Source organism: Gordonia westfalica, assembly GCF_900105725.1.
Classification (GTDB): Bacteria; Actinomycetota; Actinomycetes; order Mycobacteriales; family Mycobacteriaceae; genus Gordonia; species Gordonia westfalica.
In genome coordinates this window covers 261,762-287,883 of sequence record NZ_FNLM01000036.1, presented here as the reverse complement: position 1 = coordinate 287,883, position 26,122 = coordinate 261,762, and the positions used below count along the sequence as shown (strand labels likewise).

Sequence of the window (26,122 nt, the reverse complement as noted above, 5' to 3'; positions counted from 1 at the left end):
GGAGCTCAGTCGCTGCTGCCGGACCGAGTTCTCACTCGTCACCGGCGCCGCGCTCGCGGCCCGACGTCAGCAGCAGGTCTTGGTGCAACTCCATCCAGATGTCGTGGTAGCTGTCGTACATCGGACGGGCGAACGCCGCGGTGTCACCGTCGCGCACCTTCTGCAGTGCGACCGACAGTCGGGCGCTGTACCGACCCAACCGGGGAATGTCGGCGCCGACCGCATCCAGCGCAGCGGAGACCCGCTCGTGAACCTCGCCCAACTCGGCGACGACAGATGCGTCGTAGTCGGGATCAGTGTGATCGTTGGGCGTTTCGTCCGGACGAACCTGCCACGCGGAGCAGATTCTCTTGAAATCGCCGTTGATCGGTCCGAAGGCTTCGTGGAACGTACCCACTGCCACACGCTCGGAATCACCGAGCACGAACTCCGCGGCCAACCGCTCGTACTCCTCGCGGCCTGCCGGAGTGATCATCGTGCCGGAGATGCGTCCGCCCTCACGGCGCAGGACGAAGCCCGATTCCCGGAGCGCATCGACCGTCGCGGTCAACGTGTCGGAGGCCAGACCCGTCAGCGCAGCCAAGGCCTCGTCACTGGCGAGTCCTTTCACCTTGAGGGCGTGCAGCACATCGAATTCGGCGGTTGAGGTCTTAGTCGTCATACTTTCTCTCCTTGAAACGTCGACGGGCTGGGCAACTGTTGCGAATCGGGGACCTTCGACGGACCGGGGCCGGCGCCCTCGTCCGCGGTGGCGAAGCGGTCGACCAGTGTGCGCTTGTCGAGCTTGCCGGTGGGTAGGCGGGGTAGGTCCGTGGTGAACTCGACGGATCTGGGCGCCTTGAAGTGCGCCAGGCGCTCGCGCGCGTGGTCGATCAACTCGGCCTCGGTGACCACCGCTCCGGGGCGCACCTCGACGACCGCCTTGACCGACTCGCCGAACTCGGCATCCGGGACACCGACCACCGCCACGTCGGCGACGGCGGGGTGAGCCATCAGGGCCGTCTCGATCTCCTCGGGGTAGATGTTGACCCCGCCCGAGATGATCATGAAGCCACGACGCCCGACGAGATAGAGGAAACCCTCGTCGTCGAGGTACCCGATGTCCCCCATCTGCTTAAGTGCCGGACGGGAGGCGTCACCGGAACCGGTGGTGGCCTCGAAGCAGACTGTGCCCTGTTCGCCGGGGTCGACGTCGGCGCCGTCGGTGTCGGTGATGTGCACCCTGGCAGCGCCGAGGGGGCGGCCGACCGACCCGGGGTGCGACTGCGCCTCCAGCGGCGAGATGTAGGTGTGGCCATAGCCTTCGGAGGCTCCGTAGTACTCGTGGAGGATCGGCCCCCACCAGTCGAAGATCGCCGCCTTGACGTGCGGCGGGCACGGGGCACCGGACGTGAAGGCCACCTGGTGACGGGGCGAGAGCGCGATGGATTCCCGATCCGGTAGACGCAGCAGGCGGACCAGCATGGTCGGCACCCACTGTGAGTGGGTGACGCCGTGGTCGACGATCGCCCTCATCGCCCCTGCGGCGTCGAACCTCTCCATGCACACCACGGTGCCGCCGGCAGCCAAGGTGATCAGTTGGAACGTGAACGGCGCCGCGTGATAGTTGGGTGCCGGGGAGAGCAGGACAGAGTCGGCACCGACCCCGAGCTTGTCGACCAGCCCGGAGTGTCGGCGCGGCGCCTCGGAGGGATGTACTCCGAGCAGTGGCTGGGCGAACCGTTTCGGGCGCCCGGTGGTCCCGCCGCTGTATAGCACTCGCGCACCAAGCAACTCGGTTTCCAGTGGGTCGGTGGATTGATCGGCGAGGGCCGTATCCCACTCGACACACCCCTCGACCGCCCCGTCGGCGCACACGATCACCGGGTGATCGTCGGTCGTGCCGCCCACCGCGGCGACCACCTGCTCGGCGAGCGCAACGCTGGTGACTATCGCCGCCGGACGGTCCTCACTGATGAGTGCCGCCAACTCGGCAGGCTTGAGGTGCCAGTTCACCGGCGTCACGTAGAGGCCACTGCGCATCCCGGCGGCCACCGCCACCGGCCAGGCCAGGTTGTTCTCCATCACCAACACGACCGAGCCGCCCGGGCCGACGCCGCGCGACTGCCAGAATCGAGCCAGCTGGTTCGATCGTCGATCGAGCTCGGCGTAGGTGATGCGCTCCCCCGACCCCGCCATCACATAGGCGATGGCGTCGGGGCGGTCACGCACGGTCGACGGTGGGTACACGTCACTCCTGATTGCGAATCGCAAGTCGCATTGCTCACCCCCGGACGATCAGCCGGTTATCGCAGGCGAGCAACCTCGGACTTTTCTCTTGTTGTGGTTCACAACACACCATAGACTATGGTTTAGTGAAAGTGCAGTCACAAACCAGAGTCCTTTGGAGACGACATGACAATCGCTGACAACATCGACTTGATGGATCTCAGCCCCTTCGCCGCGGGCGTCGACCACGAGCTGTTCGCACAGCTGCGCGACACAGACCCGCTGCACTGGAACGCCGAACACGATGGCCCGGGATTCTGGTCGGTGACCCGCTACGAGGACATCAAGGCCGTGGCCTCCAACGCCGAAGACTTCACTGTCACGCAGGGTACCCAGATCGCCAGTCGACGCGCCGAAGGAGAGGGTGCGCGCAGCATCCACCACGTCGACCCTCCCGAGCACGGCAAGCTGCGCGGCATCGTCACCCCCCATGTGCGGCCCGTGAAGCTCAAGTCGCTCGAAGGCGACATCGCCGCCGTCATCGACGAACTCCTCGATGCCCACACCGGCACCGGTGACGTCGACTTCGTCGCATCCATCGCCGCGCAGCTCCCCCTGGTGATGATCGGGCGCCTCCTCGGCGCACCGCTCGAGGACTGCCCGAACCTGTTGCGCTGGACGAACCAGATGGCCAGCGAGGATCCCGACTACTCCGAGGGACCCGAAACCGCGGTGAAAGCGCGTGACGAGGTCTTCGACTACTTCCGCGGGCTGGAGAAGCTCCGCCGTGAATGCCCCGCCGACGATCTGATCAGCGTGCTGACCGCGGCCGAACTCGACGGTGTACCGCTCAGCCGTGGCTACCTCGACGCCTACTACCTGATCCTGATGGTCGCGGGCAACGAGACGACGCGCAATCTGCTGTCGGGCGGGGTCAACGTCCTGTCCGAGAATCCGCAGTGGTGGGACTTCATGCGTGAGAACCCCGCCAAGATCCGGGTGGTCGTCGAGGAGATGGTTCGCTGGGTCTCGCCGGTCCTTTCCATGCGGCGCACCGCAACCCGCGACCTCGAGATGCACGGCAAGACCATCCGCCAGGGCGACAAGGTCGTGATGTGGTTCTGCTCGGCAAATCGCGACGAACGCGCCTTCGAGAACCCGGAGACGTTCGTCGGCAACCGCTTCCCCAACGAGCACGTCGGCTTCGGGTGGGGCGCGCATGCCTGTCTCGGCTCGAACCTCGCGCGGATGGAAGCACGGCTGTTCTTCACCCGCGTCATCGAGCGCGGACTGGACATCAAGGTGCTCGATCAGCCGAATCGATTGCAGAGCAACTTCTTCCGTGGCATCAAGTCGCTCCCGGTCCGGATCGAAGCAACCCGATGAGCGCTATCGGCGAGCTGGAGACACCCGCCGGCGTCGGAGCGGGTCCCGCGGCCCTGATCGAGGACCGCGTCATCGCCGATGGCGCACCGATCCCGGTGATCAACCCGTTCACCGACCGCGCGATCGGTACGACCCATGAGGCCGGTGGTGCCATCGTCGACGAGGCCGTCGCCGCAGCCGTGGCCGCCCTGCCGTCATGGTCCCGGACCAGCGCGGCGCATCGGGCAACGGTGTTGCGTGCGACCGCGGATCTGATCGATCACCATGGTCACCGGATCGCGGCGACCGTGACCTCCGAGATGGGAATGCCGACCGCTCTGTCCACCGCCACCCAGCAAGTGCTGCCTGCATCGGTCCTGCGCGCCACCGCAGACGCTGCCGAGCGCTTTCCCTGGGAGCAGACCGTGGACGGCGCGATCGTGCGCCGCGTTGCCGGCGGCGTCGTCGCGGCGATCACACCGTGGAACATGCCCGTACATCAGATCATCGCCAAGGTCGCCGCCGCCTTCGCCGCCGGCTGCACCGTGGTGCTCAAGCCCTCCGAGGCGACGCCCTTCGATGCCGCACTGGTCCGTCGGTGCTTCCTCGAAGCCGGGCTTCCCGCAGGCGCATTCGCCATCGTGAACGGCACGGGACCAGAGACCGGGCAGGCGTTGTCGTCACACCCGGACATCACCCATGTGTCGTTCACCGGTAGCGTCCGCGGCGGAAAAGCGGTCGCTGCGGCGGCCGCAGAGTCACTGGCCCGGACCACGCTCGAACTCGGCGGCAAGTCACCCGCCGTGGTGCTGCCCGACGCCGACCTCGACGCCGTCGTCCCGAGGATCCTGGCCTCCGGGCTGGTCAACTCCGGCCAGGCCTGCAACGCGACCACACGACTCGTGCTCCCCGCCGCGCATGCCGACCGCATCGAGCAGCTGATCGGCGATGCGCTCGCCGAACTCGTGTTCGGCGACCCGACAGCACCCGAGACCACCCATGGTCCGCTGGCATCAGCCGCGCACGCCCGCCGAGTTCTGGACCACATCGATCTCGCCCGGCACGACGGTGGTCGCGTGATCGCCGGTACCGGAGAGCAACTCGGCATAGGCAACTCCCGCTGCTTCGTGGCCCCGATCGTCTTCGGTGATCTCGACCGCTCCGCGTCCGCGGTGCGCGAGGAGATCTTCGGACCGGTCCTGGTGGTGCAGTATTACCGCGATGTGGCCGAGGCGATCGAGGTGGCCAACGACAGCCAGTACGGCCTGTCCGCCGAGGTGTGGTCCGCAGACCGGGATCACGCGGTCGAAGTCGCGACACACCTCGAGGTCGGCCAGGTCAAGATCAACGGGGTGCGTACCCGCGAACGGCCCACCGTCCCCTTCGGTGGGGTCAAGAACTCCGGCTACGGACGCGAACTCGGCAGTGTGGGTATCGCCGAGTTCACCGAGGTATCGGCGGTGATGGCATGAACGACGCCTCCTCCATCGCACGTACGGTGATCGTCACCGGCGCCGCGTCGGGAATCGGTCTGGCCCTGGTGAATCGGCTGCTCGACCGAGAGCCGGACACCCGCGTCATCGCGATCGACATAGCCGCCTGCCCGGACGATCGCGCGCACTCCCTCCGGTGCGACCTGTCCGACCTGGCGGCCATCGCAACACTGGATCTACCCGACCACGTCGACGCATTGGCCAACGTCGCCGGCGTGCCGGGCACCGCGCCGGCCGAGACCGTCCTGGCGGTGAACACCCTGGGCCTGCGGGCGCTGACATTCGCTGTGCTCGAGCGGATGTCAGGAGGTGCGGTCGTCAACGTGGCCTCGATCGCGGCACACCGGAACAGCCTGGGGCACGACGACATCGTCGAACTCCTCGAGGTCCGCGACCGCGACGAGCTACGTGAATGGCTGGACCGGACACAGCTAGACGGCCCGGCGGCCTACGACACGTCCAAGCGTGCTGTCGTGGATTGGACCATCGCCTTGTCGGCGTCTCTGCAGGCCCGAGGTATCCGCGCGCTGTCGGTCAGTCCCGGACCCACCGACACCCCGATCCTCACCGACTTCGAACAGTCCATGGGCGTCGACGCCATTGCACGATCGGCATCGATGGTCGGCCGCCATGGCACCGCCGCGGAATCGGCGTCGGTGATCGACTTCCTGCTCAGCCCTGCTGCAGACTGGGTCAACGGCATCGACGTCCCGGTCGAAGGCGGACTCACCGCGCTGCGTTCAGCAGCCCTCCCCACCCCTCTGTCCCAGCCTCGAGCTCGGGTCGACACCACCGAGTGAAAGGACCACTCTGATGAACACACCCGCTGTCCTGGCACTGGACGGGACCGCTCCGGCCGACCGGGAGTTGCTGGGAGGCAAGGCCTACAGCGTCAACCGCATGCGGTCGCTGGGGCTGCCGGTCCCGCCGGCCTTCGCCATCACCACGCCGGTCTGTGCACGGTTCCACGACAACGGAGGCCAGCTCCCCGACGAGGTGTGGGACGAGGTCGTCAACCAACTGCATGTCCTCGAACAGCAGACCGGAAAGACTTTCGGCGCCGGACCGTTTCCCCTTCTGGTGTCGGTGCGTTCGGGTGCCGCGCAGAGCATGCCAGGGATGATGGACACCGTCCTCAACCTCGGTCTGACCGAGCAGCTGACCGCCGAGCTGGCCGAGGCGACCGGGGACCACGACTGGGCGCGCGACACCTGGGCGCGGTTCTGCGCGGGATACGGCGAGATCGTTCTCGGTGACGCCACGTCCGCACCCCCTGCCGATCCGCACGACCAGTTGCGCGAGGCCATCGGCGCGGTGTTCCGCTCGTGGACCAATGAGCGGGTCACTGCGTATCGCCGCCACCACGGACTCGGCGAGGGCGGTGGCACCGCGGTGACCGTGCAGGCCATGGTGTTCGGGAATCGCGACGAGCAGTCCGGCACCGGTGTGATCTTCAGCCGCGACCCGGCCACCGGCGACCCTCAGCTCTTCGGCGAATGGCTTTCGCAAGCACAGGGAGAGGACGTGGTCTCCGGAGAACGCACTCCGCAGACGATCGATCAGTTCCAGGTTCACTCCCCGCAGCTGCACCAGGATCTGAGTGCGATCTCGGCCACTCTGGAAGCCGAGCATCGCGATCTGGTCGACATCGAGTTCACCGTCGAGAGCGGCACGCTCTACATGCTGCAATGTCGATCGGGCAAACGGTCTGCACGTGCGGCGGTACGCATTGCCGTCGATCTGGCCCGTGAGGGCCTCATCAGCCGCGAGGAGGCCGTCTCGCGGATCAGCGCAGAGCAGGCCGAGACGCTCGCGCAGCACAACTCGGCCGACGCGTGCGCCGAACTGCTCGCCTCGGGCACGGGCGCAGGACCGGGAGCCGCCGTCGGCGTCGTCTACACGGACACCGACGCCGCCTGCATCGCGGCCGCCGAGGGCGAACGCGTGGTCCTCGTGCGCCCATCGACCTCCCCGGCCGATGTCCCGGCGATGTTCGACTCCGTCGCCGTGGTCACGGAGGTCGGCGGAACCACCTCTCATGCCGCACTCGTGTGCCGCGAGATCGGCGTGCCGTGCGTCGTCGGCTGTGGGATCGGCCTCTCGCAGACCTTGGCGGGACAGACGGTCACCGTCGACGGTACGACCGGAAAGGTCTACGCAGGCGACGCATTGAACTCCGGGGACACCAGCGACGAGTATCTCGACGAACTGCTGTCGTTCCTCCCCGACACCTTGCCTGATGACCATCCGCTGAAGGCACTACAGGCAGCGCGGTCGCTGGAAGCAGCGACCCGATGAGTACCGAGACCGGCCCGGACACACGCGAGCACGACGGGATCAACGCGGCCTATTCGGCGGCCGGACTGCTCGACGAGACCGCGGTCTCGACCAAACGCGCCAACAAGCGCGGTGAACAGACCCGCGACAAACTGGTGAAAGCGGCCACCGAGTGCTTCACCGAGTACGGATACACCCGCACCCGCATCTCGGACATCACCCACCGCGCCAACGTTTCTCAAGGCAACTTCTACCGTCACTTCGTAGGCCTGGACGACATCTTCCTCGCGGCTCTCCGGCCGTCGCTGCAGGAACTGGCCACCGCCCGGTTGCGGCCCGACCGAACCCACGGTGAGTTGGAATCGCTGATCGAGGTCAACACGACATATCTACAGGCCTACGCCCGTAGCCGCCACATGCTGCGCCTGCTCCGCGAGGCCGCCGCGGCCAGCGAGAACCCGGGATTCAAACAGTTGTGGCTCAACCTTCGTGGAGACTTCGTCCGACGCACCGAACGTTGGCTCGAACGCCTCGTCGCGAGCGGCGCGATCGAAAGCTGTGACACCAATCTGCTCGCGGAGACGCTGGGATGTGCCACCGAACAGATGGCCTACATCCATGTCGGGCTGCCGACCAGCACCCCTCGACGAGAGCGACTCGAAGCGCTCGGCACCGCACTCGGCGAACTGTGGTACCGAGCCATTCCCCTCATCTCCAGGACCACCACATGACCCAATCGGCCATCTCTCCCGTCGCACGGACCCTCGGCATCGACGTGACCGTCACCGCGGTCATCGACGAGACCCCGGAGGCCCGCACGATCGTGCTGGACTTCCCTGCCGGCACCGACTACCGGCCCGGACAGTTCATCACCGTCCGTATCCCCAGTGACCGCACCGGCCCCGTCGCCCGCAGCTACTCCCTGTCCACGGCCCCGAACGTCGACGCCTCCCCGGCGATCACCGTCAAACGAACCCGCGGCGGCTACGGGTCGAACTGGTTGTGCGACAACGCCGAACCGGGATTGGTGCTGCATATCCTCCCACCGTCGGGCGTCTTCACGCCACGGTCCTGGGAAGGACCGCTGTACCTCTTCGCGGCCGGCAGCGGGGTGACCCCGGTGATGTCGATCCTGCGTTCGGCACTGGCGGAGCACGACACCGACGTGGTGTTGTTCTACGCCAACCGCGACCATGAGTCGACCATCTTCGCGAGCGCGATCGACGAACTGACAGCTCGTCATCCCGCGCGACTGACCGTGAACCACTGGCTCGAAACCGAGCGGGGTCTTCCCACCGCGGATGCGGTCAGCGGAGTCCTCACCGACGCAGTCGGTACGGGCGAAGCATTCATCTGTGGCCCAGCACCTTTCATGGACCTCGTCGAGCACACCCTGCGGGCACACGGCATCCACCACGACCGGGTACACGTCGAGCGATATGTGTCGTTGACCGGGGATCCGTTCACGCTGGACGCTCCCGTTCACGAGGGCTCCGGCGCATCGGAGATCACGGTCACCATCGACGGAGACGTCCGAACCATCCGGTGCGGCACGGACACCGTCCTGCTCGACGCGCTCCTCGCCGCGGACGTCGACGCCCCGTACTCGTGTCGCGAAGGGGACTGCGGGTCGTGTGTGGCACGCCTGACCGCCGGAGAAGTAGACCACGGCAACGGGATTGCACTGGAACCCGAGGACATCGACGACGGCTATCTGCTGACCTGTCAGGCGACCCCGACGAGCGACCGCATCGGGATCGAGTTCGACTGAACAACTCTCAGACCTGATCCGATCCGGTCATCGGCGCAGCGCCGTCCGGAGCACTCGCGCCTGGGGAACCCTCCGGGCCGGATCCTCTCGTGTAATTCCTGGAATACATCGAGAATCCCCACTTTCCATCGCGCCTGAAGGCGGCGCCCCTTCGCGAAAGGACCAGTCGTGCACACTGAACCCGAGGACAGATCACTGGAAGGCCGCACCCTGATCATGTCGGGCGGCAGCCGAGGAATCGGCGAGGCGATCGCGATCCAGGCGGCCCGTCGAGGAGCCAACGTGGCCCTGATCGCGAAAACGACCGAGCCGCACCCGAAGCTGCCCGGCACCATCTACACCGCGGCTGCTGCGATCGAGTCGGCCGGCGGCAAGGCGCTGCCACTTGTCGGTGACATCAGGGACGACGAGTCGGTGGCCGACGCCGTCGTGCGCACGGTCGAACAGTTCGGTGGCATCGACGTCGTCGTGAACAACGCCAGCGCGCTCGATCTGACACCGACCGCAGATATCAGCATGAAGAAGTACGACCTCATGCAGGACATCAACGCGCGCGGCGCCTTTCTCCTGACGAAGACCGTCATCCCGCATCTACGGCGATCGGCCAACCCGCACGTCCTGACCCTGTCGCCGCCGCTCAACCTCGAGCCGAAGTGGTTCGCGGACATAGGGACTGCGTACACGATCTCGAAATTCTCGATGTCCCTCGTAACCATCGGACTTGCCGCCGAGCTCGCCGGCGACGGCATCGCCGTGAATTCCCTGTGGCCGCGAACGACCATCAACACGGCCGCGGTTCGCAACATCTTGAGTGAGGAACTCATCTCGCGTAGCCGAACGCCGGACATCATGGCCGATGCAGCGATCAGCATCATCACCAAGCCCTCCGACCTCGTCACCGGACGGTGCTTCATCGATGACGAGGTCCTGGCCGGTGACGGTGTGACCGATTTCTCGGGTTATCGCGTCGTACCCGGCGACGTGGAGCTGGAACTGGATTTCTGGATGGAGTGGGCATGAGTTCGGTCATTTTCGGAGTGGACGATCGAGGTGTTGCCTCCATCGAACTCAACCGGCCGTCCGCGGGCAATGCACTCGATCTCGAGGTCGCCGGCGGCCTCGCGCAGGCGATCACGTCGATCCGCGAGAATGCCGACGTACGGGTCGTCCGCCTGTCTTCGACCGGAAAGATCTTCTGCGCGGGCGGCGACGTACGGGCGATGGCAGCGGCGTCGGACCGCCCGCGGTTCCTCGCCGACCTCGCGGGGTCCATACATCGTTCGCTCATCGCACTCGACGAGCTGCCCGTCCCGATAGTCGCCGCAATCCAGGGCCCGGTTGCGGGCGCCGGGCTCGGCCTTCTCCTTGCAGCCGACTATGTGGCCGCCACTCCCGCCAGCTCTTACGTCGCTGCGTACTCGATGATCGGGTTGTCACCGGATTGTGGGGTGTCGATCGGCCTCCCCCGCGCGATCGGCATGCGGCGGGCGCTTCAGATGCTCGTTCTCAACGAACGTATCGATGCGTCGACCGCACTCGCGTGGGGCCTCGTGGATGCGGTGGTGGAGCTGGACGAACTCGCCACCGACGTCGACCGTGTTGTGTCCCTGCTTCTCGATCGACAGACGTCGGCCGTCGGCCAGGCACGGAGGCTCGTTCGAGCGTCCTACCAGCGGGAATTTGCCCAGCACCTTGACGATGAAGCCCTGACCATCACCCGTCTGGGCGGTACCGAAGAAGTGGGCGCCTTGCTCTCTTCCCGCTCGAGGTGACCGCCTGGAAGCGGTCCTGACCGGGCTGGTGACCGCCGCCCTTCCGTCTGATCGTCGGCCCGCCGCGTCGTCGACGATCAGCTCTCGGCGCGAGTCGGACGGTGACGTCAGACGGTCAAGAGCGCCTTGATCGCGCGACGCTCGTCCATGGCCCGGTAGCCCTCGGCCGCCTGATCGAGCGGGAGGGTCAGGTCGAAGACCTTCCCGGGATCGATCTCCCGCTTCCAGATGAGGTCGATCAGCTCGGGCAGGAAACGCCGCACCGGGGCAGGACCACCGTGCAGGTGGATCTCGGAGAAGAACAGTTCCATCCCGGGCAACTCCACGTCGTGGGAGACACCGACATATCCGACGTGCCCGCCGGGGCGTGCCGAGCGGATCGCCTGCATCATCGACTCCTGTGTCCCGACCGCTTCGATGACCGAGTGCGCCCCGAGACCGTCGGCAAGTTCCTTGATCCTGGCCACGCCCTCGTCGCCGCGCTCGGTCACGATGTCGGTGGCGCCGAACTCACGGGCGAGCGCCTGCCGGTCGGCGTGCCGACTCATCGCGATGATCCGGTCGGCGCCGAGCCGCTGAGCGGCGAGGACAGCGAGAAGACCCACCGCACCGTCGCCGACGACGGCCGCCGTCTTCCCCGGGCCCACCTCGGCCCGCCACCGCGCCGAACCACCCGGTTCCCAGCACATCCGACGCGGCCAGCAGCGACGGGATGAGGTCGGCGTCGGGCTGCCCAGGGGTGGCGACGAGGGTGCCGTCGGCGTGCGGCACCCGGGCGTATTCGGCCTGGGTGCCGATGGCGCCCATCGGCTCCGCATGGACGCACCGGGACTGATAACCCGCCCGGCAGATCTCGCAGGTGTTGTCGGATGCGAAGAACGAGCCGACGACGAAGTCGCCGACCTTCACCGTCGACACCTGGTCTCCCACCTCGGTGACCGTGCCGACGTATTCGTGCCCCATCGGCGCGTGGTCGACGTCTTCGATGCCGCGATACGGCCACAGGTCCGACCCGCACACGCAGGTCGCGGCGATCTTGATGATCGCGTCGGTGGGCTCCTCGATCGTCGGGTTCTCTCGTTCGTACACTCGCCGAGAAGCTCGATGTGCAACGGTGCGCCGCCCTCGGCCTGGTCAGCCGTGTCAGTGGCGACTTGCTCCCGGACGCGTTCGCGCTGGCCGATCGTCCGGCGCAAGGCCCGACCGCCGCCTACGGCATGACCGAACAGGCCGTCCGGGCCTGGTCCCGGGACAGATGGCCAACCACCTCGAACTCGAGGCTTCGCTACAGCAGACGCTGATCGCGAGCGCGGATTGGCGCGAGGGTCGCGCAGCCTTCCTCGAGCGGCGCACCCCGCACTTCGTCGGGAGGTGATCGGCGAACCCGAGTCGGCGAGTCCATGAGAGCATGACTTGGATGGCCGAGAGCCCCGCTCAGACCGACATCACCAGTCTGGAGCGCCGCACCCTGGGCACCGCACAGACGACTCTCCTGGACATCCTGGGCGACATGGTTCATCCCGACGATGTCGCGATACCCACCGCGGCGTTCCTGGCTGTGATGCGGGATGCCGGATTCTCCGAGCCGGCCGTCCGGCAATCGATAGCCCGCGGCTCGAGCGCGGGCTGGATCGCCAAGGAGCGAAACGGCCGCAACACATCATGGCGGCTGACACCAGCTGGACAGACGCTGGTAGAAGACGGCATCCCGGGGGGTCGAACAGCTCGCCGACGCCCCTGAGTGGGATGGGCATTGGCGCGTCGTCATCGTTACGATCTCCAACGAGCACCGGTCGACCCGTGATCGGGTCTATCGCGCACTCCGCTGGGATGGGTTCGGCAACCCGTTGCCCTCGGTGTGGGTGTCCCCCACACCGACCGGCACCACCGCACGAGCGCGGCTCTCCGAGAACTCGGACTCGACCGGTCGTGCATCTCATTCGTGGGTGAACTGGACGGGCTGGGCTTGCCGATCGCCGACATCGTCGATCGCGGATGGGATGTGCCGGCCCTCGAGGAGCGATACGGGCACCTGCTCGAGAGATTCGAGGCGCTGACGCCGGATGGGGGCGCCGAGTTCTTGACCGCACTCATGCAGCTCGACGCCGAATTGCAACAGCTGCTCGTCACCGACCCGGCTCTGCCTCCGTCTATGACCCGAACTGCTCGTATCGCGCAGCTGCACAACGGCTTCTGGCGCTTCGCCGGCACTGGCATGGGCCGACGAAGCGCCACTGGACCTCGGTGGTCGAGAGCGTGTCCTGACGCAGTCGGCGTACGGATGCCGACTGCGTCCTCGGGTCACGGTCGGAACAGCCAGCCCACGAGTTCGGCGACGACCAGGACGATGATCCCGGCCATCAGAACGAGGGCGGTGGCCACGACTTCGATCGACGTCCTACCGATGGAAACGATTGCCCGCGCACTCATCGTCGAGCCTTCGAGACGTCGTCGGGCGATGCTTCCTCCACCCCCGGGCCCATGACATCGCCCGCTGCGTCATCGGTCAGGTCACGGTGGTCCAGGGAGTACCGGTACGCACCCATTCCGAGCAGGCACACGATGGCGACGACCACCATCGCCACGATGGGCACGATCCCGGCACCGTACGATCCTGTGAGTCCGTACACCTGACCGAGGATGAACACGCCGGTGGCGGACCCCATCGCGAACAGGAAGTACACGAAGCCCAGCACGCGTCCATAGGAATGCTTGGGGAAGTACCTGCTGATCATGTAGGCCGCGATGTCACCCTCGGCGCCCAGAGCGAGACCGACGAGCACGGCCCCGAGGAACATCAGCGCGGGCCCGTTCGACGCTATGAGCAACGCCACGCCGACGCCGCACAATGCGAAGATGATCGACCCGATCAGCGGCGCGAACACACGGTCGAGGAGGTAGCCGACGAGTAGCCGCGCGAACACCGACGACAGACTCAGTACCGAGAGCACTGCCACAGCCACGGACCGGTCGATGCCTTTGTCTGTCGTCATCGGGACGACCTGCGACATCAGTCCGAATGTCGCCGTGGACACGAGGAAGATTGCGGCGCTGAGCAACCAGAACTGCCGCGAGCGACGTGCGATCGACCACAGTGACTCGCCGGCAGTTCGACCGGCCGCGCGCGCCTGTGCCCGCTCTTCGTCGAAGCGAGCCGGCATCCGCGTCACGAAGAGGTACACAGCGGTCGGGATGATCGTGCAGAGGGCTCCGATGACGAGGAAGGTCCCGCGCCACCCCACCAACCCGAACACGAAGTTCGCGAGGTAGGGAATCAGCACCCCGCAGGCCCCCATACCCGCCATGAGCACGCCGAGCGCGAGACCTCGACGGTCGGCGAACCAGGCGCTCACCACCGTCGCATGCGCGACCGGATTCAACGCTCCTGCGCACGCACCGATCACGATGCACAAGAGATAGAAAACGGCCTGGTTGTTCGGCAGCGCTGCCATCAGCATCAACCCGGCACCGAACCCCATCGTCATGGGAATGGCCGGGATTCGGGGACCGTAGCGGTCGACCAACACACCGAGGACGACGATGCTGATACCGGTGAGGATTGTCTCGACGGAGAACCCGTTCGTGATGACGCTCCGGTTCCAGCCGAAATCATCGGCAATCTCCGTACCCAGCACGTTGAACAAGACATTCACGGTGCTGCTGCCGAAGAGCAGCGTGAGGAAGCCGGTGATGGGGAACCACCACCGGCTGAACTGGCGTGTCGGTGACGCGGTGGCGTCGGTCGCGGTCATGATCATCGGCCGCTCTCCTGTTCGTCGTCATTCATAGGCGTCGGCGGCTCTATGCCGCGAGTCACACAATCGCAACATATGGCCAGTCCAAATGCAAAGATCGGACCAGTGACCACAACCGCTTCGCACATGCGCCCTATTGCCCACTCTTGGCTCGGCAGCTATGGTGCATGCAAATGGTCAGTCCTAATAACCACAACTGGACAGGCCACAATCGGGCGGGCGCCCACCACACGAGAGGACACCGAAGTCTGATGACCGAGTTCAGCGACATCACCTACGAAGTCGACAACGGTCTGGCATGGATCACCATCAACCGTCCCGAGCGCTACAACGCGTTCCGGGCGCAGACCGTGGACGAACTCGTCCTCGCCTTCAAGAAGGCGTGGGCGAGCAGCGAAGTCGGCGTCATCGCGCTCACCGGTGCCGGCGACAAGGCATTCTGCGCGGGCGGCGACCAGAAGCAGCGGATGGAAACCGGCGACTACGGCCCGTCGCAAAGCGGCCTGTTCGAGGTCGAGGCGCTCCACCGGGTCATCCGCGATGCACCCAAGCCGGTCATCGCAGCGGTGAACGGCCTCGCCATCGGCGGAGGACACGTGCTGCACGTCCTCTGCGACCTGACCATCGCCGCTGACACCGCGCAGTTCGGCCAGAACGGCCCGCGTGTCGGCTCGTTCGACGCCGGTCTCGGTTCCGGCTACCTCGCACGCGTCGTCGGCGAGAAGCGGGCCCGGGAGATCTGGTTCATGCTGCGCCGACTGTCGGCCGAAGAAGCGCTGGACTGGGGCCTGGTGAACCGGGTTGTCCCGGCCGCCGAGCTGCGCAACGAGGTTCGCGCGTGGGCCGACCAGATGCTCGACTTCTCGCCCACCGCGCTCAAGGTTCTCAAGCAGTCGATGAACACCGACACCGAGCACTTCGTCAGCATCGGCACCATGGCCTACTCGACGCTCGAGATCTTCGGCGACACGCCGGAGGCTCAAGAGGGCATCACCGCGTTCAACGAGAAGCGCAAGCCGGACTTCTCCAAGTACCGGGGTAAGTGAGTGCTGTTCTCCCCAGAACAACGCGAGTTCGCGGCGGCAGTGCAGGACTACTGTCGCCGCGAACTGGCAACCGTCGCCCAGCGTGACGCCGTGACCGAGGGTGGCACGCTGTCGAACAGCCCCTCGGTTCTCACCGACATGGCCGGCAACGGATGGCTGGGCGTGTCCCTACCCGAGGAGTTCGGCGGCGGCGGGGCCGGATTCGTCGATGAGTGCATCTTCCTCGAGGAATCCGCGCGCGGACTCGCCCCCATCACCGGGTACTCGACCGGACTGACCGCAGCGCAGACCTATCTCCGCTGGGGCACTGACGCGCAGAAGAAGACGATCGTCACCAACCTGACGTCCGGACGGCTCGAGGCGATCGCCCTCAGTGAGCCGGGAGCGGGTTCGGATCTCGCCGGCCTACGGGTCAGCGCCCGGCGTGACGGCGACCGGTACATCGTCAATGGCCAGAAGACGTGGATCTCCGCCGCACACGTCGCCGAACACATTCTCGTACTCACACGTGAGGATTCGTCGGGCACCAGACACCAGGGCATGACCTTGCTGATGGTGCCCACGTCCGCAGCCGGTCTCGGCATCCGCGCCATCGAGACGATGGAACCCCACACCTGCAACGACGTGTTCTTCACCGACGTGGAAGTACCGGTGGACGCCGTCGTCGGGACACCCCGCAAAGCATGGAAACAACTGATGCGAGGGTTGAGCATCGAGCGGTTGATCATCGCAGCGATGAGCATCGGCGCGGCCCGGCGGGCACTCGACGACGTCATCGCCTATGCCCGCGAGCGCGAACAATTCGGTGCACCGATCTCCTCATTCCAGGCACTACGACACCGGATTGCCGATCTGGCAACCGATGTCGAGCTCGCCCGCGTCTTCGTCTATGACGTGGCGGCAAAGATCGACGCAGGCCTCGAGGACGACCTCGCCCAGGAGAGTGCGATGGCGAAGATGCGATGCACGGAAGTCGCCAAGCACACCAGCCTGGAAGCGATGCAGATGATGGGCGGCTATGGGTACGCGCGTGAGTACGGCATGGAGGCGCAGGTACGGCGCGCCCTCGCACCGCCGATCTACGGCGGCACCAACGAGATCCAGCGCGAGATCATCGCCAAACACGTCGGGTTGTGAATCACTTCCGCCGACACCGTGAAACAGATGGAGAAACACGATGACCGAAACCACATTCTCACCACAACTCCTGTCGGGTAAGCGGATCCTGATCACCGGCGGTGGTACCGGCCTGGGACGTGGTGTCGCTCGGCACCTCGTCGACCATGGCGCCGAGGTCCATCTGTGGGGTCGGCGCGAAGCTGTCCTGTCGGAGGCGGCGGCAGAGGCGTCCGCATCGCGGCCCGGCTCCGTGCATTTCCACACCGTGGATGTGCGCGACTACGACAACGTCGACGAGACCATGGGGCGCATCTGGGACGACCACGGTCCCCTGACCGGAGTGGTCAACAACGCAGCCGCGAACTTCATCGCGCAGACGAAGGATCTCAGTCCCCGCGCCTTCTCCGCAATCACCAGCACCGTGATGAACGGTTCCTTCCACACCACGCACGCCGCTGGAAAGCGCTGGATCGCAGACGGATTGCCGGGTTCTGTCCTTTCGACGCTCACCACCTGGGTATGGACGGGGTCGGCGTTCGTCGTCCCCTCGGCCATGGCGAAGGCAGCCGTTCACTCGATGACGATGTCGCTGGCCGTCGAGTGGGCCAAGCACAACATCCGCGTCAATGCCGTTGCCCCCGGGCCCATTCCCACCGATTACGCGTGGGAGATGCTCAACCCGACCGACAAGAGCTCGGTCGGCGCGACCCAGGCCGACCAGATCCCGGCGGGACGCACCGGGACCATGGAAGAACTCGCGAATCTGACCATGTTCCTGCTGTCGGATGCCTGTGACTACCTGACCGGGCAGACGATCGCAATGGACGGGGGTCAGATGCTGGCGGGCCCCGGCACCTTCGCCGGTCTCACCAACCTGAGCGACGCCGACTGGGCGCAGATCAAGGAGACGAGCAAGGCCGCTTCGGAGACGAGCAAGGCACAACGGAGCGTCTGACCCCTCCACCGACAGCCAGAAGGGGGCGCATCCATCGGATGCGCCCCCTTCTGTCGTGCGACGTGACGGTGAACAGCTCAGAGGGTGGATCGGTACCGGTACTTCGAACTCCGGGTGAGCGCGAACTCGAAGATGCCGGAGCCACTCGTGCCGTCGAGGTCGAACGAACACAAGCGGTCGGTGAGAGCAGAATCGAGGGTGCGGGGGTTCACCGATCCGTCGAGCGCGTACCGATCGTGCTCGACGTGGTCGACACCGTGGGACTCACCGTGGTGGCCCCCGTACCCGGCACCGGCCATGTAACCGCCACCTGCTCGCGCGTCGGCACGCACGGGGTACTTCTCGCCCGCGGCGGTCAGTACCAACACCTCTCCGGTCAACAGGTCGCCGGTCTCGGTGAACTCCAGAGCATGACGGACGTCGACGATCGGATCCAGCCGGCCGTCCTCATGCATGACGGCGCCCTCGAGCAGCAGCCGGTCGTGGTCGCGCGTCTCGACGAGCAGGAACCCGATTGCGAAGTCCGGGAACTGGGCTTGGTACCACACGTGCAGCCCCTGCCCACCAGACATCGTGCGGACGCCTCGAGACCGATCCCGCTGCCCGTACCAACCGTTCACGTTGATCTCGCGGTGGTCGATCCGGAGTGAGCCCTCGTACCGCCCCGACTGGAAGAGGTGGTCGAATGCGGTCCGCGTGGCGGACGCGTTCTCGACCGCCACCTCGCCGAACCAGGCCGGCGTCCGCGCACGCCAGGTCAGGTCGAACTCGACCGCGATGTCGTTCGACGCCAGCCGGAGACGCCATTCTTTGTTGGGCTCGACGATCTCGAACGAGAAGGGACCGGCCCCCTGTCGCCCGCTGGCCTCGATCTCGCTGGAGAACCGCAGGTTTCGCTGCTCGGCGCGATCCGTGACGACGACGAAGCCGTCGCTCGTGCCGCGAGGCGGATAGATCCCGTAACCCATGATCACCGACGGAGCCTGCTCCTCGACCGGATGCATGTTGAACATCAGGCGGTCGAAGAACCCCTGCGGCAGATCCACTTCCTCCGGACCGACCAGGCGGTCGCGGAAGCTGCCCGTATCTGCGTGTGCGGCCATCTGCCGTCCTTTCCCTTGGCGGCCGCTGTCCGCGGCCGATCGTCACCGGCCGGAGCCGGGCTCAGTCGAGACCGGACGCACGACGCGCGTCGGCGAGGAACCGCTGCACGAGCACAGGATCGGTGTAGTACGGATCGCCGATGCCGACTTCCACGCGCCGGCGGCTGTATTCGTAGAGCACCGCAAGCTTCCACAACGCGAATGTCGTGTACCAGGCCAGAGTGCCGAGGTCGCGTCCGGTCTTCTCGCTGTACCGCTGTGCCAGAGACTCTTTCGACGGATACCCATCTTCCAGCAGCGCGGCACTGAGCTCGGCGGTGGGGTTCATCGGCAGTCCCGGCGACGGGACCGTCGCTAGGAAATATCCGACGTCGAGCAACGGATCACCGATCGTGGCGAGTTCCCAATCCAGAACCGCCGCGACGCGCCCCGGTGAATCCGGAGCGATGACGACGTTGCCGATCCGGAAGTCGCAGTGGATGAGGGTGCCGCCGGATTCCGGCGGAGTGTTCTCCTGCAGCCAGCTGTCGACATCAGCGAAGGCCTCCGGCACCCGGTCGTTGTCGTCGACCACCAGTCGGCGCATCCGCTGGAGGTGACGCGCGTTGAAACCCTCAGGGCGACCCATCTTCTCGAGTCCGGCTGCGCGCCAGTCCACCGCATGCAACTCCGCGAGGGTGTCGATCATGCTGTGGCCGATGGATCGGCGGTCTTCCGTCGTAGCCAGCGGCGACGGCGTCGTGGTGGTCACCACGTGGCCATCGGCGAAGCTCATGACGTAGAAGGGGACGTCCAGCACCTCGCCCGCCTGGGCGACGGCGAGCACCTCGGGAACCGGAACGGGACTCGAGGACAACGCCGACAGCAGCTTCGCCTCCCGGAGCATGTCGTGCGCTCCCGGTGGGATCGGCGGCGGCGGCGGGCGGCGGACCACCACGCTGCGAGTTCCGTCACTGACGAGAAAAGTCAGGTTCGAGTGCCCGTCGCCGATGGGTTTCGTCGTGATGTCACCGGCGAGCACCTCGCGATCCTCGAGGAACACACGCAACGCCGCGAGGGTCTCCTCGTCCCAGTCCCAAGCCATCCCGGTCACCGCCCGATGAATTCGGGGGCCCGCTTGTCCTTGAACGCGGCCAACGCCTCGGGCATGTCCTCAGAGCGTGTGAGAAGCGCCTGGCCGCGGTTCTCGAGTTCCAGAGCAGCTTCGTACGAACCGATCTCGGTGTTGCGCTGGATGGCCCGTTTCGACATCCGCACGCCACCGGGCGAGTTCTGCGCGATCTGCCGGGCCATCGCCATCGCCTCGTCGAGCAACGAATCCGTCGGGTGGACGTGATTGACCAGGCCGATGGCCAGTGCCTCGTCTGCTCCGACGATCCGTGCCGTGTAACCGATCTCAGCCGCCCGCGCCGGGTTGACCAGACGGGCGAGATTGTAGGAGGTGCCGAGTTCGCCCATCGAGAGACCGACCTTGACGAACGCCGCGCTCATCTTCAGAGTCGGTGCCGCCAACCGGATGTCGGCCGCCAGCGCGAGTGCCAGACCGCCACCGGTGGCAGGACCGTGGATGGCGGCGATCACCGGGAAGGGAAGATGCCGGATGGACTGGATACCGCCCGTCGCGGTCTCCTGGAACTTCAGGAACTCTCGCACCCCCATCTCGGTGATGACGTGGATCTCGTCGAGATCGAAGCCGGCGCAGAAGGCGCGCTCCCCCGTGCCGGTGAGGATGAGCGCGCGCAATCCGCTGTCGCGCAGTGCACGTCCGGCTGCGAGGTATTCGTGGAACATCGTCACGGTCTGCGAGTTCATCCGGTCCGGCCGGTTGATCCGGAGCACACCGACACCGGGTTCGGGTTCTTCGAAGGTGAGTGTCTCCAGCTCCGGGAACTCAAAGGTCATGATCGCCTGCCTCGGTCGTGATGGAACGGTGGGTGCTCATCGGCCCTGGAAGACCGGCGCGCGCTTCTCTTTGAAGGCATTCAACGCCTCGGCCATGTCCGGGCTCCGCGTGAGCAGGGCTTGCCCCCGGTTCTCGAGTTCGAGTGCTGCGGCGTACGAACCGACTTCGAGGTTCGCCTGCAGCGCGCGCTTCGACAGCTGGACCCCGCCGGGGGAATTCGACACGATCTTCTCGGCCAGGGCGATCGCATCGGCGACCACGTCGTCGGCACTCACCGAGTTGGCGATGCCCAGCTGTGCGGCTTCCTCGGCCTCGACGATGCGGCCGGTGAAGCAGATCTCGCTGGTCTTCGCCGGCCCGATCAGGCGGGTCAGCAGCCAGGACGTCCCGAGATCACCTGCGGACAGGCCGATCCGGACGAACGCAGCATTGAACTTGGCAGTGGCGCCGGCCAACCGGATGTCGGCGGCGAGTGCCAGCGCGAGTCCGCCGCCGGCGGCCGGGCCGTTGACCGCGGCGATCACCGGCACCCGCAGCGACCGGATCGCAGACAGCGCCCGAGCGGCACGTTCCTGCTGATCGAGCATGCCCAAGGCACCGAGGTTGGGCAGGTCATCGGCGTCGGCTAGATCGTAGCCCGAACAGAACGCCTTCCCGGCGCCGGTGAGGATGACGACTCGACAGGCATCCTCGGTCTCGAGGCCCCAGGCAAGTCGCTCCAGCTCCAGGAACATCGTGTTGGTCATCGCGTTGTAGCGATCCGGCCGGTTGAGCGTGACGACCACGATCCCCGGCTTCACCTCCTCGACGAGGAAGGTCTCGAAGGTCTCGTCCAGAGTTTTCATCGCCTGGCTCCTTGCCGGTTGATAGCGGATGTCGGTCTCGGGTGGGTGTCAGCGGAACTGCGGTGCGCGCTTGGCAACGAACGCCGAGATCCCCTCGGCCGCCTCCCCGCGCTCGAAGAGCGACTGGATCTCGGACACCTCGAATCGCGCGCCCTCGCCGAGAGGAAGGTCGAAGGCGGCGTCGACAGTGCGGACGACCGACAGTTGGGCCGGCAGCGAGGGTCCGACGAGTTCGTCGGCGAACGCGAGTGCGGCTTCGACTACGTCACCGTCTGTCACGCGGTCCACCAGACCGATGCGATACGCCTCGTCCGTGCCGACCTGACGGGCGGTGAGCATGATGTCGAGCGCCCGGCCACGACCGACGAGCCGCGGAAGCCGTTGCGTCCCGCCCGCACCCGGGATCAGACCCAGTTTCACCTCGGGCAGGCCGAACTTCCCGCCGCTACCGGCGACCCGGAGTGTGCAAGCCATCGCGAGTTCGAGGCCTCCACCGAGGGCTACGCCGTCCACCGCGGCGATCGAGATCCACCCCGCTGCGGCCAGGCGATCGTTCACCTCACGCATCTTGTCGCCGTAGGCGGTGAACGTCTCGGCATCGATCGAGGAGAGGTGCTTGATGTCAGCCCCCGCGGCGAAGAACTTCGGCTGTGCGGACGAGATCACCATGACCTTGACGTCCCCGGCCTTCTCGGCGGCATCGATGGCGAGATGCATGCCGTCCAGGAGCGGGATTCCCAGGGCGTTGGCGGGCGGACGGTTCAGCACGACCGAGGTGATACCCGGCTTCGCCGTCGTCCAGGTGACAATGTCCTCGGCTCGCTCGGCCATCGATGATCCCTCACATCCCGTCGCAGTGGTCGTCCGTCGACCGCGGTCTCTTCCTGCAACGTAGCCAGTCGTCGCACGGCAAGTCAACCATTATTTTGGTACGACCAAATTACCATGAACGCACTTACGCAGCTAGAAGTCGCGTATGCTCTTCCAGTGCTGTTACATTAGGTACGACCAAATGCACAGGAAGTAGGTCTCATGCCCGAGCCATCCTCGTCGAGCACAGTTGCGCGCCATCCCGTTCAACTCCAGCCGATGCAGGTGCCCAAGGCATCCGATGTTCTCGCCAACGACCTCCGCGAACGCATTCTTCGGGGAGATTTCCCATCGGGTACAGCACTGCCTCCCGAACGAGAACTGGTCACCCAGACCCGGATGAGCCGCACCACCGTTCGCGAGGCACTGCGCATCCTCGAAGTGCAGGGCCTGGTCGTGATCAAGACCGGCAGGTCCGGCGGCGCCTTCGTCCAGCAACCAGGCGGAGACTCGGTGGCCACCTCGGTCAGCTTGCTGATCAGAGGACAGCAGCTTCGCCTCACCGCGCTTCTGGAAACCCGCGAGGCGATCGAACCGGCCTGCGCCAGCCTGGCCGCGAAGTATCGCACCGAGGACGACCTCGCCGCACTCGACGCGGCGAACGCCATTCTGGGCGACATCACCTTGCCACTCGAGGCATTCCTGCAGGCGAATGTCGACTGGCACCTCGCCGTCGCGATTGCCAGTCACAACGAACTGCTCACCGGATTCATGACGGCGCTGTCGACCGCCATCTACAGTTCCACCGAGAACACCGCATTCGTCGACGACGACGTCCGCAAGACCACGCATCGCGCACACAAGAACATCACCGACGCGATCCGGGCCGGTGATCCCGCCGCGGCGATGCGGCGCATGACCAAGCACGTCCACGGCTACGCCGAGGCGGTCGTCCAGGTCGAACAACGTACCGAGATCGACCTGGCCGACGCCTGAGCGGCAACTGCGTCAGGATCTACCGGCCGCGAGGTGGACCCGCAGCCCGTCGAGAATCGCCGCGGTCGTCGACCGGGTCTCCTCGTCGGACAGGCCCCACGGCGGCGCGATCAGGTCGAGGTGATCGAAGCCGTCGGGGATGCGCGCCAAGGCGTCCGCGAACTCAGCCGGCTTGCACGCGATGGTGATCGTGTCGATCATGTCGTCGGTGACCGCTCGCACGAGTGCTTCCTCGTCACGGTCCCGCGCGGCTTGCCGAATGACAGCCTGGTCCTTGCTCCAGCCGTGTAGCTCGAACAGCCGATCGTAAACCCGGGAGGCCGCGTATTGCCCGATGGCGAAAGCGGCTTGGCGACGCGCCAGTTCAACGTCGTCATTGATCGCGCACATCCGAATCCCCATGATGGTCACGTCGGCGGGATCCCGGTCGACGCTGGTCGCGCCGACTGCGATCTCGTCCTTCACCGGACCCCGGACGTACTCGGCGGTGAACATGGGGTGGCCCACCAACCCGTCGGCGTGGCGGCCCGCAGTACGCAGCATGTATTTGTTGACGCCCGCGATCCAGATCGGGATCTCGGGCCGGATCGGCGCCGGGACATCGGCGGTCGGCGCGACGTGAACCGAGTAGAAGCGCCCATCATGGTGCACGGGACCTTCGTGCAGACGCCACAAGGCTTTCAGCACCGACAGCAGTTCTGCCATCCGCGCCGCGGGCGCCTCACCGCTCACGCCGTGCCAGGCCTCCATCATCTTCGGGGTTCCGTTGCCCAACCCCAGGATGATCCGCCCGCCCGACATCTCGTCCAGGTCTCGCGCCTCGGCCGCCCACATCAGTGGGCTCCGTCCGACACCGTAGGCGATGTTCGACCCGATCTGGATGGAGCTCGTGCCGCCCGCCAGGGCTGCCATCGGAACGGTCGCCGACCGGCTGTAGAGTTCGCTGGTCCAGATCGCGGTGCATCCGGCATCCTCGGCCTCACGAGCGAGATCGACCATCGTCGAGAACCGGTCGGGTCCCGATCCGGTACCGAAGGCGTTGATGCCGAACGTCGTCATGAGAGAGAACCTTTCACCGTCGGGTCACGAACGCCGGGGGAACTGATCGAAGTCCGGGGTTCGCTTCGCCTTGAACGCCTCGCGGCCTTCCTTGGCCTCATCGGTCGAGTAGAAGAGCAGATTGGTGTCGTGGGCCAGTTGCTGAATTCCGGCCAGTCCGTCCTCGGCCGCGTGAAAGCTGGCCTTCATCAGTCGTAGCGCCAGGGGCGACAGCTCCAGCATCCGTCGGCACCACGCGACGGTCTCGGATTCCAGGTCCGCCAGCGGCACAACCGTGTTGACGAGATTCATCTCGAGGGCCTGTGCGGCATCGTATTGCCGGCACAGAAACCAGATCTCCTTGGCCTTGCGGGCGCCTACGATGTTCGACAGCAATCCTGCGCCGAAGCCGCCGTCGAATGAGCCGACCTGCGGGCCGACCTGTCCGAGTCGGGCGTTGTCGGCCGCGATGGTCAGGTCGCAGACGATCTGCAACACGTGGCCGCCACCGATGGCGTATCCGGCCACCATGGCCACGACCGGTTTGGGTAGTCGGCGGATCTGGACCTGGAGATCGGTGACGTGGAACCGTCCCACCGCGCCCGGCTTGTCGGGTTCGGTCAGATAGCCGGTATCGCCGCGCACGCGTTGATCGCCGCCGGAACAGAACGCCTTGTCGCCTTCACCGGTCAGCACGATCACGCCGATCGTGGGGTCCTCACGTGCATGGGTGAGGGCTTCGGAGATCTCGATGAGGGTCTGCGGGCGAAAGGCGTTGTGTACCTCGGGCCGACAGATGGTGATCTTGGCGATCCCGTCGGCGGTGCGGGAGTAGTCGACGTCCTCATAACGACGAACCGTCGACCACTCCACAGTCACGTTGTCCACACCTATGCCATCGTCAGGCCGCCGCTGACCGACAGCGTCTGCCCGGTGATGTAACCGGCCTCGTCGGAAGCGAAGAACGCGACCGCGGCCGCGATGTCGGCAGGGGTGGCGAGGCGCTTCATCGGCACGGCCTTCGTCATGCCGCCGAGCACCTTGTCGGCATCCTGGCCCGAATTGTCGGCGAACTTGCGCAGGGCCGGCGTGTCGGTGGGACCCGGGCAGACACTGTTCGCGGTGACACCCTTGGTGGCGACCTCGCGGGCGAGCGTCTTGGTGAAGGCGATGGTGCCGCCCTTGGCACCCGAGTAGACCGCCTCGAGAGAGGAGCCGACGCGCCCGGCGTCGGAGCCGATGTTGATGATGCGGCCGAATCCGCGCTCGACCATGCCCGGGACCACCGTGTGATTCACGCGCAGCGAGCCCTTGAAGTTGATCTCGAGGATCTTGTCCCAGAAGTCCTCGTCGGTGTCGACGAACTTCATGAAGTCGTCCCAGCCGGCGTTGTTCACCGCGATCTCGATGGGACCGAGTTCGGCGGTCACCTGCTCGACGGCGGCCTTGACCGAGGCGGTGTCGGTGACGTCGATCGGCACCGCGATGGCCTCGCCGCCGGCCGCGACGATCTCCTTGGCCGTCTGCTGTGCGACCTCGAGGTTGAGGTCGGCGATCGCCACGCGGAATCCGTCGGCGCCGAGCTTGCGCGAGATCCCCTCGCCGATGCCCTGCGCGCCTCCGGTGACGAGTGCTACCCGGTTGCTCATTGTGTGTCCTTTCGAGA

At 66.1% G+C, this 26,122-nt stretch carries 26 protein-coding genes and 2 pseudogenes; 14 read left to right on the top strand and 14 right to left on the bottom strand.

Annotated elements, in window-relative coordinates:
* Window positions 1-31 precede the first annotated feature (31 nt).
* Both BLU62_RS27665 and BLU62_RS27660 read right to left on the bottom strand, forming a co-directional pair.
* Window positions 32-661: a MarR family winged helix-turn-helix transcriptional regulator gene (locus BLU62_RS27665; protein WP_005197962.1), complete on the bottom strand. Its 630-nt coding sequence runs from the start codon at window positions 659-661 to the stop codon at window positions 32-34.
* Window positions 658-2,229 (bottom strand): AMP-binding protein, encoded by a 1,572-nt coding sequence (locus BLU62_RS27660; RefSeq protein WP_074853605.1) that lies wholly within the window; start codon window positions 2,227-2,229, stop codon window positions 658-660. The genes BLU62_RS27665 and BLU62_RS27660 overlap by 4 nt, the downstream gene beginning before the upstream one ends.
* A gap of 165 nt (window positions 2,230-2,394) precedes the next feature.
* Between BLU62_RS27660 and BLU62_RS27655 the strand changes: the two genes are divergently transcribed.
* The 8 genes from BLU62_RS27655 to BLU62_RS27620 all read left to right on the top strand — a co-directional run bounded on the left by BLU62_RS27655 (window position 2,395) and on the right by BLU62_RS27620 (window position 10,886).
* On the top strand, window positions 2,395-3,594 hold the full coding sequence (locus BLU62_RS27655) for a cytochrome P450 (RefSeq protein ID WP_005197960.1): 1,200 nt from the start codon (window positions 2,395-2,397) through the stop codon (window positions 3,592-3,594).
* Window positions 3,591-5,045: an aldehyde dehydrogenase family protein gene (locus BLU62_RS27650; RefSeq protein ID WP_074853603.1), complete on the top strand. Its 1,455-nt coding sequence runs from the start codon at window positions 3,591-3,593 to the stop codon at window positions 5,043-5,045. The genes BLU62_RS27655 and BLU62_RS27650 overlap by 4 nt, the downstream gene beginning before the upstream one ends.
* On the top strand, window positions 5,042-5,866 hold the full coding sequence (locus BLU62_RS27645; protein ID WP_074853602.1) for an SDR family oxidoreductase: 825 nt from the start codon (window positions 5,042-5,044) through the stop codon (window positions 5,864-5,866). The genes BLU62_RS27650 and BLU62_RS27645 overlap by 4 nt, the downstream gene beginning before the upstream one ends.
* A gap of 13 nt (window positions 5,867-5,879) precedes the next feature.
* Entirely contained in the window at window positions 5,880-7,364 is a 1,485-nt protein-coding gene (locus tag BLU62_RS27640) for a pyruvate, phosphate dikinase (RefSeq protein ID WP_005197941.1), read from the top strand.
* Window positions 7,361-8,074 carry a TetR/AcrR family transcriptional regulator gene (locus BLU62_RS27635; protein ID WP_005197940.1) on the top strand — a complete coding sequence of 238 codons (714 nt, stop codon included), beginning with the start codon at window positions 7,361-7,363 and terminating at the stop codon, window positions 8,072-8,074. The genes BLU62_RS27640 and BLU62_RS27635 overlap by 4 nt, the downstream gene beginning before the upstream one ends.
* A complete protein-coding gene (locus BLU62_RS27630) occupies window positions 8,071-9,114 on the top strand; it encodes a ferredoxin--NADP reductase (protein ID WP_074853600.1) in 1,044 nt (347 codons plus the stop codon). The genes BLU62_RS27635 and BLU62_RS27630 overlap by 4 nt, the downstream gene beginning before the upstream one ends.
* Window positions 9,115-9,282: 168 nt before the next feature.
* On the top strand, window positions 9,283-10,134 hold the full coding sequence (locus tag BLU62_RS27625) for an SDR family oxidoreductase (protein WP_074853598.1): 852 nt from the start codon (window positions 9,283-9,285) through the stop codon (window positions 10,132-10,134).
* A complete protein-coding gene (locus BLU62_RS27620) occupies window positions 10,131-10,886 on the top strand; it encodes an enoyl-CoA hydratase/isomerase family protein (protein WP_005197937.1) in 756 nt (251 codons plus the stop codon). Before BLU62_RS27625 ends, BLU62_RS27620 begins: the two co-directional genes overlap by 4 nt.
* A gap of 107 nt (window positions 10,887-10,993) precedes the next feature.
* Here the strand turns inward: BLU62_RS27620 and BLU62_RS27615 are convergent.
* Window positions 10,994-11,975: pseudogene (locus BLU62_RS27615) on the bottom strand (zinc-dependent alcohol dehydrogenase family protein).
* A gap of 328 nt (window positions 11,976-12,303) precedes the next feature.
* On the opposite strand from BLU62_RS27615, the gene BLU62_RS31695 reads away from it, so the two are divergent.
* A complete protein-coding gene (locus BLU62_RS31695; protein ID WP_159441587.1) occupies window positions 12,304-12,627 on the top strand; it encodes a hypothetical protein in 324 nt (107 codons plus the stop codon).
* Window positions 12,628-12,652: 25 nt separating this feature from the next.
* Window positions 12,653-12,730: pseudogene (locus BLU62_RS35010) on the top strand (hypothetical protein); the annotation flags it as partial.
* Window positions 12,731-12,822: 92 nt separating this feature from the next.
* Here the strand turns inward: BLU62_RS35010 and BLU62_RS31690 are convergent.
* The 3 genes from BLU62_RS31690 to BLU62_RS27605 all read right to left on the bottom strand — a co-directional run bounded on the left by BLU62_RS31690 (window position 12,823) and on the right by BLU62_RS27605 (window position 14,644).
* A complete protein-coding gene (locus BLU62_RS31690) occupies window positions 12,823-13,002 on the bottom strand; it encodes a hypothetical protein (RefSeq protein ID WP_139180090.1) in 180 nt (59 codons plus the stop codon).
* Between the two features lie 185 nt (window positions 13,003-13,187).
* Window positions 13,188-13,316 (bottom strand): hypothetical protein, encoded by a 129-nt coding sequence (locus BLU62_RS34445; RefSeq protein ID WP_280141571.1) that lies wholly within the window; start codon window positions 13,314-13,316, stop codon window positions 13,188-13,190.
* Window positions 13,313-14,644 carry an MFS transporter gene (locus BLU62_RS27605; protein WP_074853596.1) on the bottom strand — a complete coding sequence of 444 codons (1,332 nt, stop codon included), beginning with the start codon at window positions 14,642-14,644 and terminating at the stop codon, window positions 13,313-13,315. The genes BLU62_RS34445 and BLU62_RS27605 overlap by 4 nt, the downstream gene beginning before the upstream one ends.
* Before the next feature lie 248 nt (window positions 14,645-14,892).
* On the opposite strand from BLU62_RS27605, the gene BLU62_RS27600 reads away from it, so the two are divergent.
* Genes BLU62_RS27600 through BLU62_RS27590 form a run of 3 tightly spaced genes read left to right on the top strand, consistent with a single transcriptional unit; the run spans window position 14,893 to window position 17,761 of the window.
* Entirely contained in the window at window positions 14,893-15,687 is a 795-nt protein-coding gene (locus BLU62_RS27600) for an enoyl-CoA hydratase-related protein (RefSeq protein WP_074853594.1), read from the top strand.
* Window positions 15,688-16,824 (top strand): acyl-CoA dehydrogenase family protein, encoded by a 1,137-nt coding sequence (locus tag BLU62_RS27595; RefSeq protein ID WP_074853592.1) that lies wholly within the window; start codon window positions 15,688-15,690, stop codon window positions 16,822-16,824.
* A 40-nt stretch (window positions 16,825-16,864) separates the two neighbouring features.
* Complete coding sequence (locus BLU62_RS27590; protein ID WP_074853591.1) at window positions 16,865-17,761, top strand: SDR family oxidoreductase; 897 nt, start codon at window positions 16,865-16,867, stop codon at window positions 17,759-17,761.
* 77 nt (window positions 17,762-17,838) lie between these two features.
* Here the strand turns inward: BLU62_RS27590 and BLU62_RS27585 are convergent, their stop codons facing one another.
* The 5 genes from BLU62_RS27585 to BLU62_RS27565 all read right to left on the bottom strand — a co-directional run bounded on the left by BLU62_RS27585 (window position 17,839) and on the right by BLU62_RS27565 (window position 22,443).
* Complete coding sequence (locus BLU62_RS27585) at window positions 17,839-18,864, bottom strand: Rv3169 family protein (RefSeq protein WP_074853589.1); 1,026 nt, start codon at window positions 18,862-18,864, stop codon at window positions 17,839-17,841.
* A 61-nt stretch (window positions 18,865-18,925) separates the two neighbouring features.
* Entirely contained in the window at window positions 18,926-19,948 is a 1,023-nt protein-coding gene (locus BLU62_RS27580; protein WP_074854285.1) for a phosphotransferase family protein, read from the bottom strand.
* 5 nt (window positions 19,949-19,953) lie between these two features.
* A complete protein-coding gene (locus tag BLU62_RS27575) occupies window positions 19,954-20,766 on the bottom strand; it encodes an enoyl-CoA hydratase/isomerase family protein (protein ID WP_074853587.1) in 813 nt (270 codons plus the stop codon).
* Between the two features lie 36 nt (window positions 20,767-20,802).
* Entirely contained in the window at window positions 20,803-21,612 is an 810-nt protein-coding gene (locus BLU62_RS27570; protein WP_074853586.1) for an enoyl-CoA hydratase/isomerase family protein, read from the bottom strand.
* A 48-nt stretch (window positions 21,613-21,660) separates the two neighbouring features.
* Window positions 21,661-22,443, bottom strand: coding sequence for an enoyl-CoA hydratase/isomerase family protein (locus BLU62_RS27565; RefSeq protein WP_074853584.1), 783 nt, complete (start codon window positions 22,441-22,443; stop codon window positions 21,661-21,663).
* Between the two features lie 258 nt (window positions 22,444-22,701).
* Between BLU62_RS27565 and BLU62_RS27560 the strand changes: the two genes are divergently transcribed.
* Window positions 22,702-23,418 carry a FadR/GntR family transcriptional regulator gene (locus BLU62_RS27560; protein WP_244278420.1) on the top strand — a complete coding sequence of 239 codons (717 nt, stop codon included), beginning with the start codon at window positions 22,702-22,704 and terminating at the stop codon, window positions 23,416-23,418.
* A gap of 12 nt (window positions 23,419-23,430) precedes the next feature.
* Here BLU62_RS27560 and BLU62_RS27555 read toward each other — a convergent pair whose 3' ends face one another.
* The 3 genes from BLU62_RS27555 to BLU62_RS27545 are packed head-to-tail and all read right to left on the bottom strand — an operon-like array spanning window position 23,431 to window position 26,105.
* On the bottom strand, window positions 23,431-24,477 hold the full coding sequence (locus tag BLU62_RS27555) for an LLM class flavin-dependent oxidoreductase (RefSeq protein WP_074853580.1): 1,047 nt from the start codon (window positions 24,475-24,477) through the stop codon (window positions 23,431-23,433).
* A gap of 24 nt (window positions 24,478-24,501) precedes the next feature.
* Window positions 24,502-25,335: a 1,4-dihydroxy-2-naphthoyl-CoA synthase gene (menB, locus tag BLU62_RS27550; protein WP_074854284.1), complete on the bottom strand. Its 834-nt coding sequence runs from the start codon at window positions 25,333-25,335 to the stop codon at window positions 24,502-24,504.
* Between the two features lie 11 nt (window positions 25,336-25,346).
* Window positions 25,347-26,105 (bottom strand): SDR family NAD(P)-dependent oxidoreductase, encoded by a 759-nt coding sequence (locus tag BLU62_RS27545; RefSeq protein ID WP_074853579.1) that lies wholly within the window; start codon window positions 26,103-26,105, stop codon window positions 25,347-25,349.
* Window positions 26,106-26,122 lie beyond the last annotated feature (17 nt).

What these genes read in the sequence shown, in the direction of transcription:
- BLU62_RS27620 (WP_005197937.1), top strand. Translation starts at nt 10,131, where the DNA reads ATGAGTTCGGTCATTTTCGGAGTGGACGATCGAGGTGTTGCCTCCATC.
- BLU62_RS27600 (WP_074853594.1), top strand. Translation starts at nt 14,893, where the DNA reads ATGACCGAGTTCAGCGACATCACCTACGAAGTCGACAACGGTCTGGCA.
- BLU62_RS27645 (WP_074853602.1), top strand. Translation starts at nt 5,042, where the DNA reads ATGAACGACGCCTCCTCCATCGCACGTACGGTGATCGTCACCGGCGCC.
- BLU62_RS27590 (WP_074853591.1), top strand. Translation starts at nt 16,865, where the DNA reads ATGACCGAAACCACATTCTCACCACAACTCCTGTCGGGTAAGCGGATC.
- BLU62_RS27560 (WP_244278420.1), top strand. Translation starts at nt 22,702, where the DNA reads ATGCAGGTGCCCAAGGCATCCGATGTTCTCGCCAACGACCTCCGCGAA.
- BLU62_RS27570 (WP_074853586.1), bottom strand. Translation starts at nt 21,612, where the DNA reads ATGAAAACTCTGGACGAGACCTTCGAGACCTTCCTCGTCGAGGAGGTG.
- BLU62_RS27545 (WP_074853579.1), bottom strand. Translation starts at nt 26,105, where the DNA reads ATGAGCAACCGGGTAGCACTCGTCACCGGAGGCGCGCAGGGCATCGGC.
- BLU62_RS31695 (WP_159441587.1), top strand. Translation starts at nt 12,304, where the DNA reads ATGGCCGAGAGCCCCGCTCAGACCGACATCACCAGTCTGGAGCGCCGC.
- BLU62_RS27580 (WP_074854285.1), bottom strand. Translation starts at nt 19,948, where the DNA reads ATGGCTTGGGACTGGGACGAGGAGACCCTCGCGGCGTTGCGTGTGTTC.
- BLU62_RS27640 (WP_005197941.1), top strand. Translation starts at nt 5,880, where the DNA reads ATGAACACACCCGCTGTCCTGGCACTGGACGGGACCGCTCCGGCCGAC.
- BLU62_RS27585 (WP_074853589.1), bottom strand. Translation starts at nt 18,864, where the DNA reads ATGGCCGCACACGCAGATACGGGCAGCTTCCGCGACCGCCTGGTCGGT.
- BLU62_RS27655 (WP_005197960.1), top strand. Translation starts at nt 2,395, where the DNA reads ATGACAATCGCTGACAACATCGACTTGATGGATCTCAGCCCCTTCGCC.
- BLU62_RS27605 (WP_074853596.1), bottom strand. Translation starts at nt 14,644, where the DNA reads ATGATCATGACCGCGACCGACGCCACCGCGTCACCGACACGCCAGTTC.
- BLU62_RS27665 (WP_005197962.1), bottom strand. Translation starts at nt 661, where the DNA reads ATGACGACTAAGACCTCAACCGCCGAATTCGATGTGCTGCACGCCCTC.
- BLU62_RS27635 (WP_005197940.1), top strand. Translation starts at nt 7,361, where the DNA reads ATGAGTACCGAGACCGGCCCGGACACACGCGAGCACGACGGGATCAAC.
- BLU62_RS27650 (WP_074853603.1), top strand. Translation starts at nt 3,591, where the DNA reads ATGAGCGCTATCGGCGAGCTGGAGACACCCGCCGGCGTCGGAGCGGGT.
- BLU62_RS27565 (WP_074853584.1), bottom strand. Translation starts at nt 22,443, where the DNA reads ATGGCCGAGCGAGCCGAGGACATTGTCACCTGGACGACGGCGAAGCCG.
- BLU62_RS34445 (WP_280141571.1), bottom strand. Translation starts at nt 13,316, where the DNA reads ATGAGTGCGCGGGCAATCGTTTCCATCGGTAGGACGTCGATCGAAGTC.
- BLU62_RS27555 (WP_074853580.1), bottom strand. Translation starts at nt 24,477, where the DNA reads ATGACGACGTTCGGCATCAACGCCTTCGGTACCGGATCGGGACCCGAC.
- BLU62_RS27630 (WP_074853600.1), top strand. Translation starts at nt 8,071, where the DNA reads ATGACCCAATCGGCCATCTCTCCCGTCGCACGGACCCTCGGCATCGAC.
- BLU62_RS27575 (WP_074853587.1), bottom strand. Translation starts at nt 20,766, where the DNA reads ATGACCTTTGAGTTCCCGGAGCTGGAGACACTCACCTTCGAAGAACCC.